Origin of the sequence: uncultured Porphyromonas sp. (assembly GCF_934359325.1) — a bacterium.
In the GTDB taxonomy this organism is placed as follows: Bacteria; Bacteroidota; Bacteroidia; order Bacteroidales; family Porphyromonadaceae; genus Porphyromonas_A.
In genome coordinates this window covers 1-7,925 of record NZ_CAKRLH010000073.1, presented here as the reverse complement: position 1 = coordinate 7,925, position 7,925 = coordinate 1, and the positions used below count along the sequence as shown (strand labels likewise).

General features: G+C 57.2%; 4 protein-coding genes. All 4 read right to left on the bottom strand.

All coding sequences use genetic code 11. The annotated features are described in order from the left end of the window. A partial coding sequence (alaS, locus tag Q0F21_RS04110) for an alanine--tRNA ligase (protein ID WP_297237659.1) occupies positions 1–2,471 on the bottom strand: 2,471 nt, incomplete at its 3' end. Positions 2,472–2,826: 355 nt separating this feature from the next. Then, a complete protein-coding gene (locus Q0F21_RS04105; protein WP_297237657.1) occupies positions 2,827–5,223 on the bottom strand; it encodes an aspartate kinase in 2,397 nt (798 codons plus the stop codon). 20 nt (positions 5,224–5,243) lie between these two features. Next, positions 5,244–6,191, bottom strand: a complete 948-nt coding sequence (locus tag Q0F21_RS04100) for an alpha/beta fold hydrolase (protein ID WP_297237655.1) — start codon at positions 6,189–6,191, stop codon at positions 5,244–5,246. Beyond that, the gene (locus tag Q0F21_RS04095; protein WP_297237654.1) at positions 6,176–7,477 is read right to left on the bottom strand and encodes an aminotransferase class I/II-fold pyridoxal phosphate-dependent enzyme; all 1,302 of its coding nucleotides are present in this window, start codon (positions 7,475–7,477) and stop codon (positions 6,176–6,178) included. The genes Q0F21_RS04100 and Q0F21_RS04095 overlap by 16 nt, the downstream gene beginning before the upstream one ends. Positions 7,478–7,925: the final 448 nt, after the last annotated feature.

Below are 7,925 nucleotides of genomic sequence, written 5' to 3'. Positions count from 1 at the left end.
ACGAGACCATCGCTGATCAGCACGGTAAGGAGTGCCTTGCCCTCATCCTTGGAACCGCTCACGAAGACATAGTCGCCATCCAGAACCTGTTTGAGACCAAAGGCAATGTCCTTCGCCAGAGCAGATGGGATCGCTACGTCAGGTCGAATCACCTTCACGCCGTCGACCAGCTCGTAGTGCTCCCGCAGACGACTGATCAGGCTCCCCTTCTCACGCTCATAAGCCTGCTTCACCTCAGCAGAGAGGGTGTGATTCTCCTCCAGCACCTTCTTGATGGCGGAGATCAAGTTGCCACCGCCGAAGTAGCTCTTCACGCTCTCGATCGTATCCTCCAGCTCGTGTACATAGTCGAGAGCAGCGGGACCGGTAACGGCAAAGATACGGCGCACACCCGCTGCCACGGAGGTCTCCTGGGTGATGTGGAAGCTCCCCAGTACCCCGGTCGACGGGGCATGGCAGCCACCACAGAGCTCAATACTGTCTCCAAATTGCATCACCCGGACGTAGTCCCCGTATTTCTCTCCGAAGAGAGCGATGGCTCCCATCTCCTTTGCCTTAGAGATCGGTACGTCCCTATGCTCGATCCGCTGGTAGTCTGCTTGGATCGCCTCATTGACCATCCGCTCCACCTCTCGGATCTCCTCCTTCGTCATCTTCTCGAAGTGGGCAAAGTCGTACCTCAGTACACGATCGCTCACGAGGGAGCCCTTCTGCTCCGTTGTGTCCCCGAATAGTGTCCTCAGGGCATGGTCCAGCAGGTGGGTAGCAGTGTGATTGCGCTCGATGTTATACCTGCGCTCGCTGTCGATAGAGGCGAGGAAGTCCTGATGAGGATCGGTGGGCAACTTATCCACCAGAAGCATCGGCAGGTTATTCTCCTGGATCGTATCGAGGACCTTGATCCTCTCCTGATCCTCCTCGCCGATGAGAGTACCTGTGTCGCCCACCTGGCCGCCCATCTCAGCGTAGAAGGGCGTTGTCTCGAGCACCACCTGATAGCTCTTCTTCCCATTCTGCGTCACCTGGCGATACCGGACGATCCGAGTCTGCGCCTCGTGCATCTCATAGCCGACAAAGGTGGTCTCTGTCTCCTGATCTCCGATCCATTGCCAGTCGCCGGTCTCGGTGTGCTGAGCCTTACGGGCGCGCTCTTTCTGCTTCGCCATCTCGCTGTCGAAGCCCTTCAAGTCCGCCTCCATGCCCTGCTCCTCCAGGATCAGCTCCGTAAGGTCTGCCGGGAAGCCATAGGTGTCATAGAGCTCGAAGATGATCTCCCCGGACAGCTTTTTCTCCCCTTTCTTCTTGGACTCATCTATGTGAGACTGCAGCATCTCTATGCCGGTGGAGAGGGTCCTCAGGAAAGCACTCTCCTCCTGCTTTGTCACGCGAGTGATCAGCTCCTGCTGAGCCACCAGTTCGGTGTAGTGTCCGCCCATGCTCTCCACGAGGGTGGGGATAAGGCGGTACATAAAGGGCTCCTTGAGATTGAGGAAAGTGTAGCCATACCGTACCGCGCGCCGGAGGATTCGGCGGATAACGTAGCCCGCTCTCGTACTGGAGGGCAGCTGTCCGTCGGTAATGGCAAAGGCTATAGCTCTTATGTGGTCAGCGATCACGCGCATAGCTACGTCGGTCTTCTCCGACGAACCATAGGCCACGCCGGAGATCTCTGCGACCTTGCCGATGAGTGGTTGGAAGACATCAGTGTCGTAATTGGACTTCTTCCCCTGCATCGCCATGCAAAGGCGCTCCAGTCCCATACCGGTATCGATGACGTGGTGGGGCAGAGCCTCGAGGTGACCGTCTGCCATGCGATTGTACTGCATGAAGACGAGGTTCCAGATCTCGATCACCAGCGGGTCGTCCTGATTGACGAGGTCTCTGCCGGGTATGCAAGCTATCTCCTCCTCGCTCCTCAGGTCTATGTGAATCTCAGAGCAGGGACCGCAGGGACCGGTCTCTCCCATCTCCCAGAAGTTATCGTGCTTGTTACCATTGAGTATCCTCTCCTCCGGCAGCAGCTTTGCCCAGGCATCATATGCCTCCTGATCACGCTCCAGCCCCTCCTGAGGCGCTCCCTCAAAGATGGTAACATAGAGCCGATCCTTAGGCAGCCCGTATACCTCAGTCAGTAGCTCCCACGCCCACGGGATGATCTCCTCCTTGAAGTAATCTCCGAAGGACCAGTTCCCCAGCATCTCAAACATGGTATGGTGGTAGGTGTCGTGTCCTACGGCGGAGAGGTCATTGTGCTTACCGCTCACGCGCAGGCACTTCTGAGAGTCGGTTACCCGCGGGTACTTCCTCGGAGCATTCCCCAGGATGATGTCCTTGAATTGATTCATCCCCGCATTGGTAAACATTAGGGTCGGATCCCCCTGCAGAACCATAGGAGCGGAGGGAACAATATGATGTCCTCGCTCTGTAAAGAAGTCAAGGTACATCTGACGGATTTCATTAACCGTTTTCATTTCTGCAATAACTCACATAGTAATATGACCCCGCTCCCTCCCACTTGCGGAGTCATTCGTTTCTCTCTCACAAAGATACTAATGAAAAAAGAATTTACTCAGCCCCTAAACAAATGCGATAAGACTACACCTCCGGACTAATATCGGTATTAGTGATTACTATAGTCGGTATTAGTCGACACTAATACCGGTAATAGTGGATGCTAATACCGGTATTAGAAGGGGCTACTCATTACCTACTGATTACCAGACTGATGTGTGGGTGCTTTTTGTATCTGCTATGCGGGTATTTTCTACAGTCGTAATTGATTGATTTTTATGTGATTAGCGACACTTCACTTAGAGCGGCAATTTGTCACGAGAGTTCACCATGGTCAGCGATCCTTAGGAGGTCGCCAAAGACGCCGAGCGCAGTCACTTCCGCGCCTGCTCCTGCCCCGCGGATGACAAAGGGGAGATCGCCATAGCTCTCGGTGTAGATCTCGAAGCAGGAGTCCGCACCACTGACTGAGCCGAGGGCGCTATCGGCGGGAAGACTTCTGAGACCGCAGGAGAGCCGGGCGGCATCGGTGCCGTCCCCGATGGTCAGCTCCCCGACATATCTCAGCACTTCCCCCTGCGAGGTCTTAGATAGGCTCTCGAAGTAGGCCTGAGCCTCATCCAGTCGCTCCATGAAGTGCTCAGCTGAGCAGTCCCTGAGGGTCTCTGGGACTAAGTCCTCCACCTCTATGTCCGACATCTCTGCCGATATGCCCACCTCGCGGGCAAGGATGAGCAGCTTCCGCGCCACGTCGAGACCATTGAGGTCCTGCCTTGGGTCCGGCTCTGAGTAGCCGAGACGGGCGGCGGAGCGGATCGCCTCCGCGTAGGAGGTGCGGTCGCCGAGGGAGGAGAGGATATACCCGAGCGTGCCGCTGAAGAGCCCCCTAATGCGGGTGATGCGATCTCCGGAGAGGTGGAGTAGACGGAGGTTGTCGATCAGGGGCAGTCCGGCTCCCACATTGGTCTCATACCTATAGGTTCGACGATGGTCCCTCAGGATCTCACGGAGTCGGAGGTAGTCAGGGTAGGGACCGGTGTTGAAGATCTTATTGGAAGAGACGAGGTCGTAGCCCTGCTCAGCGAGCTCGCAGTAGCGGGCGGCAATGGCAGGCGAGGCGGTGTTGTCGATGACGACCACATTCTCAAGGTAGTTCTCCTCCGCATAGCGGATGATCTCGCGGATCGGGTCCTCGGAAGCTGGGGCGGCTGCCTTTCGCTCCCTCCAGTCGGTACCGATACCCTCCTGGTCGAGGAGCAGCTGACGGCTGCTGGCGATGGCGAAGAGGCGGAGGTCGACCGCCTTGTCGGATAGGATCCGCGCCCGCTCCTCAGTCACTCGGTCGAGGAATGCACCACCCACTGTACCGTGACCGATACAGGCGACATGGATCCGCTTAGCGTGTGCAAACATTTCCCCGTGGATCACATTGAGCGCCTTCGGTACCTCTTCGTCACGCACGAGGAGGAAGAGCGTGTCGCCGGTGACGGCGTTATTGACCAATAGGGGCGTGATGCCGTTTCGGATTAGGGCAGAGTAGGGGTGATCAAAGCCGGAGAGGCTTACCCCAATGAGGGCAATGACGGAGAGTCCCTTCGTCGCCTCGATCGTGGGACGGTGTATGTCTCGGTCAAACTCACGCCTCAGTGCTGCCACGGCGTGGTCAGCCTCGCTCTCCGCCACTACGAAACCGACACCGCGCTCCGTCGATCCCTGGGAGATGATCCCGGTGCTGATACCCTCGTCCCGGAGGACGGAGAAAATCCTGGCGTCGAAGCCGGGTAACCCCTTCATCTCGTGCCGCTCGAAGTGGATCAGAGCTTTGCCGGAGAGGGCGGCGATGGCTCTTGCCTGCTGAGAGGAGGGGAGGAGATGGACGAGTGTCCCCTCCTGGCGGCATCCCTCGGGGCTGAAGGAGTCGAGTATGCGGAGAGGGATCTGCTTGGCAGCAAGTGGATCGATCGTCTTGTAGTGCAGGATCTCTGCGCCCAGCTGGGAGAGTTCGGCCGCCTCAGTGTAGGAGAGCTCAGGGATCTTATGCGCAGATAGGACGATGCCTGGGTGAGCGGAGTAGATACCATCGATATTGCTGTAGTTGTCAAGCTGCGTTGCATCAAGGAAGTTAGCGAGGAGGGCAGCGGTGTAGTTGCTTCCGTTTCTTCCGAGGGTGGTCCGCGTACCGTTCTCGCTTCGGGCGATGAAGCCGGTCACGATCGGGAGGGTGCCGGCGGGGAGGTGAGCGAAGTAGCTGCGAGTCTTTTCCTCCGACTCCTTGAGCTCTACACTCGCCTCTCCGTAGGAGCTGTCGGTGACGATGAGGTCGCCGGCATCGATCGGTAGGGCGTGAGGCAGGAGCCGGGCGATGTGGTGGGCGGAGAAGAGCTCGCCAAAGGAGAGCACCTCATCCAGCGTCTTAGCACTGCACTCTCGCAGGAGCTCAATCCCCTCGAGGAGTCGGGTAAGTCGATCTGACAGTCCTTCTGTTCCCTCCCCCTGGTCGGCGAGGAGTCGGCGGTAGCTCTCCCGCCAGGGCTCCCCGGCCTCGGTGAGGTGAGCCAACTCGAGGAGTCTGTCTGTCGTCTTGCCACGTGCGGAGACGACCACTAAGGGTGGGGTGTCGTCACTTGCGACAACGTCTTGGATGATCCTGAGGGAGAGACGGAGGGGCTCTCCATTAGCGAGGGACTTGCCCCCAAACTTTAGCACACGCATATATACAAATGTCTTATGGTTTAAGGAAAGAATGGACTCATGATCCTGCAGAGCTGGTCATACTCGATGAGGAAAGCGTCGTGACCATGGTCGGAGACAATGGTGTGGAGCTCCGCACGCTCTTTGCCGGAGCACCTGAGTCGCTCAATGGTCTCACGGGCGATGAAGTAGGGGAAGAGGCGGTCGCTGTCAATGGCAACAAGGTGGATGTCGGAGGCGATCCGTGTCAGCTCTTTCTCACTCTCCGCCGCGTGGATCGTGGACGTAAGAAAGGTCATCACCCGGTAGGCGCTTAGGCTGAAGCGTCCCTCCAGCGTGCGACCGTGGTAGTCAAGCCAGTCAAGAACTCTTGGCAGTCCGCTATCTGTCGTTTTCCCCTCAAAGCGACCAATAAGAGACTCCGGCGTGCGGTAGGTGAGCATGGCGTGGACCCGCGCGTCGTGGATCGGGCGGTCGGAGTGATCCAGTATCAGTCTCTGTACCTCAGTCTGGGCAAGGAGCCAGTCGGAGGCCTTGTAGTCCGTGGCTATGGGGAAGAGGTGCTCCGCCAGCGTCGGCTCGAGGGCGGCAATCTGCCAGGCAATGCCTCCACCGAGACTGGGTCCGATGAGGGCGTAGAGGTGATCGACACGGAGCTCCCTCAGCACGAGCAGCCAGAGGCGAGCCACGTCCATTACACTGAGTAGGGATGGGTCGTCCAGTGGCGCAGAGCCGGCATACTCATTTCCCGGGATGTCGATCGAGAGAATGGTGTAGCGGGTCGTGTCGATCGTCTGCCCCGGACCGATGAGCTTTGCCCACCAACCCTCAGGACCGGCGACGGCAGAGTTGCCGGTGAGGGCGTGACAGACGAGGACAATCGGTGCGGTACCGAGTGCGGGACCTGCCACCTGGTAGGTGAGTGTGGGTGAGGGGATACTCTCCCCTCGCCAGTTCGTGAAGTCCGAGAGCGTTACTTGTCCGAGCATGGCTGGTCGAGTGCGTATTGGAGATCTGCTTTCAGGTCCTCGATGCTCTCCAGACCGATAGAGAGACGTATGAGATCATCTGAGATACCGGCCTGGCGGAGCTCCTCTTCGGTCATCTGGCTGTGGGTGGTGCCGGCGGGATGGGTGATGAGTGACTTGCTGTCACCGAGATTAGCAACGAGGGTAAAGAGCTGTGTGCTCTCAGTTACCTTACGAGCCGCATGATAACCACCCTTGGGTGCAAAGGTGAGGATCCCACCGCCAAAGCCACCGAGCAAAGTCCGGCAGAGGTCGCTCTGATCGTGAGAGGGTAGGGTGGGGTAGCGAACCCAGGCGACCTTTGGATTTGCCTCCAGCCACTCAGCCAGCTCACGGGTACGGTCGCTGATGGCGTGCGCCCTCAGGTCGAGTGTCTCCAGCCCCTTGATCATCTCGTAGGCGTTGAGGGGGCTGAGCCCGGTGCCGAGGTCCCTGAGACCGATGGCGCGGAGTGCCGTGATGAGTGCCTGCGAGCCGAAGGTCTCCGTGAAGGAGATGTTGTTGTATGTGGGGCAGGGCTCCGAGAGCTCGGGGAAGCGCCCTCCACCCCAGTCATATCGACCGGAGTCGATGATAGCCCCTCCGAGGGTCGTGCCGTTGCCGCAGACAATCTTGGTGAGAGCAGATGTGAGAACGTCGGCCCCCTCACTAATGGCATGGCTGATCCCCTCAGTGAGGGTAATGTCTGCCACGAGAGGCAGGCCGTGGCGATGAGCTATATCGGATACCTCGGGGATATTGGTGATTGTGAGCCGTGGGTTGCTGAGCGTCTCGCAGAAGACCAGCTTGGTCTTGTCGGTGATGGCAGCCTCCACTTCTTCTGCATTATTGATGTCTACAAAGGTAGTGGTGATGCCGAAGCGGGGTAGGGTCGATTCAAGAAGATTGAAGGTTCCACCGTAGATGCTATTGGAGGCGACGACGTGGTCTCCGGACCGGAGCAGGGTGAGGAAGAGTGTGCTGTGGGCGCTCTGTCCTGTCGCGGTGACCACGGCACCGACCCCCCCCTCATATGCGGCGAGTCGCTTCTCGAGGACGTCCACAGTGGGACTGCCGAGTCGGGAGTAGAGGAACCCCTCCTTGCGGAGTGCAAAGATGTCGATCGCTTCCTGTGAGTCGGCGAAGGCGTATGCGGTCGAGGCTACCAGCGGAACGGACACCGCATGGTGACCGGTAGCAAGAGGATCGTAGCCATAGTGGAGTGCAATGGTCTCAGGAGAGTACTTAAGCTGGGATGAGTGTGACATAATGGGAGTGTGTAGTGTATGTGATGATAAAAGTGAAGCGAAACCAATCTGAGCTTCTGGCTCGTCGGTTTCGCTTCGTGTGCATGAATGTTATTTTGTCTTTCGAAACAGTTACGAGATCAAGTGTGGACACGATAGAGCCGACGAGTGTACGCTGTACATTCGCATCATCATCTGCGGCAGCATGCTGCAGAGGGATATGTAGCTCTTTTGTCTCATAATGTTTATTTGAACAGTGTTGCAAAGGTACGAAAATACATTTAAGTAGAAAATGTATTTGATGATTGTTCTATTTACGGAATAAATACTGTGTTGTAGAACCGTTTCTCAGAATAAGATTATAGCATCGCAAGCAGTGAAAATCAGGTCGACAGGTAGAGAAAAATGAGTTACCTTTGGGTGCTGGATAATATAACTCACGAAATAACACCCTATGTTTACCTCCATA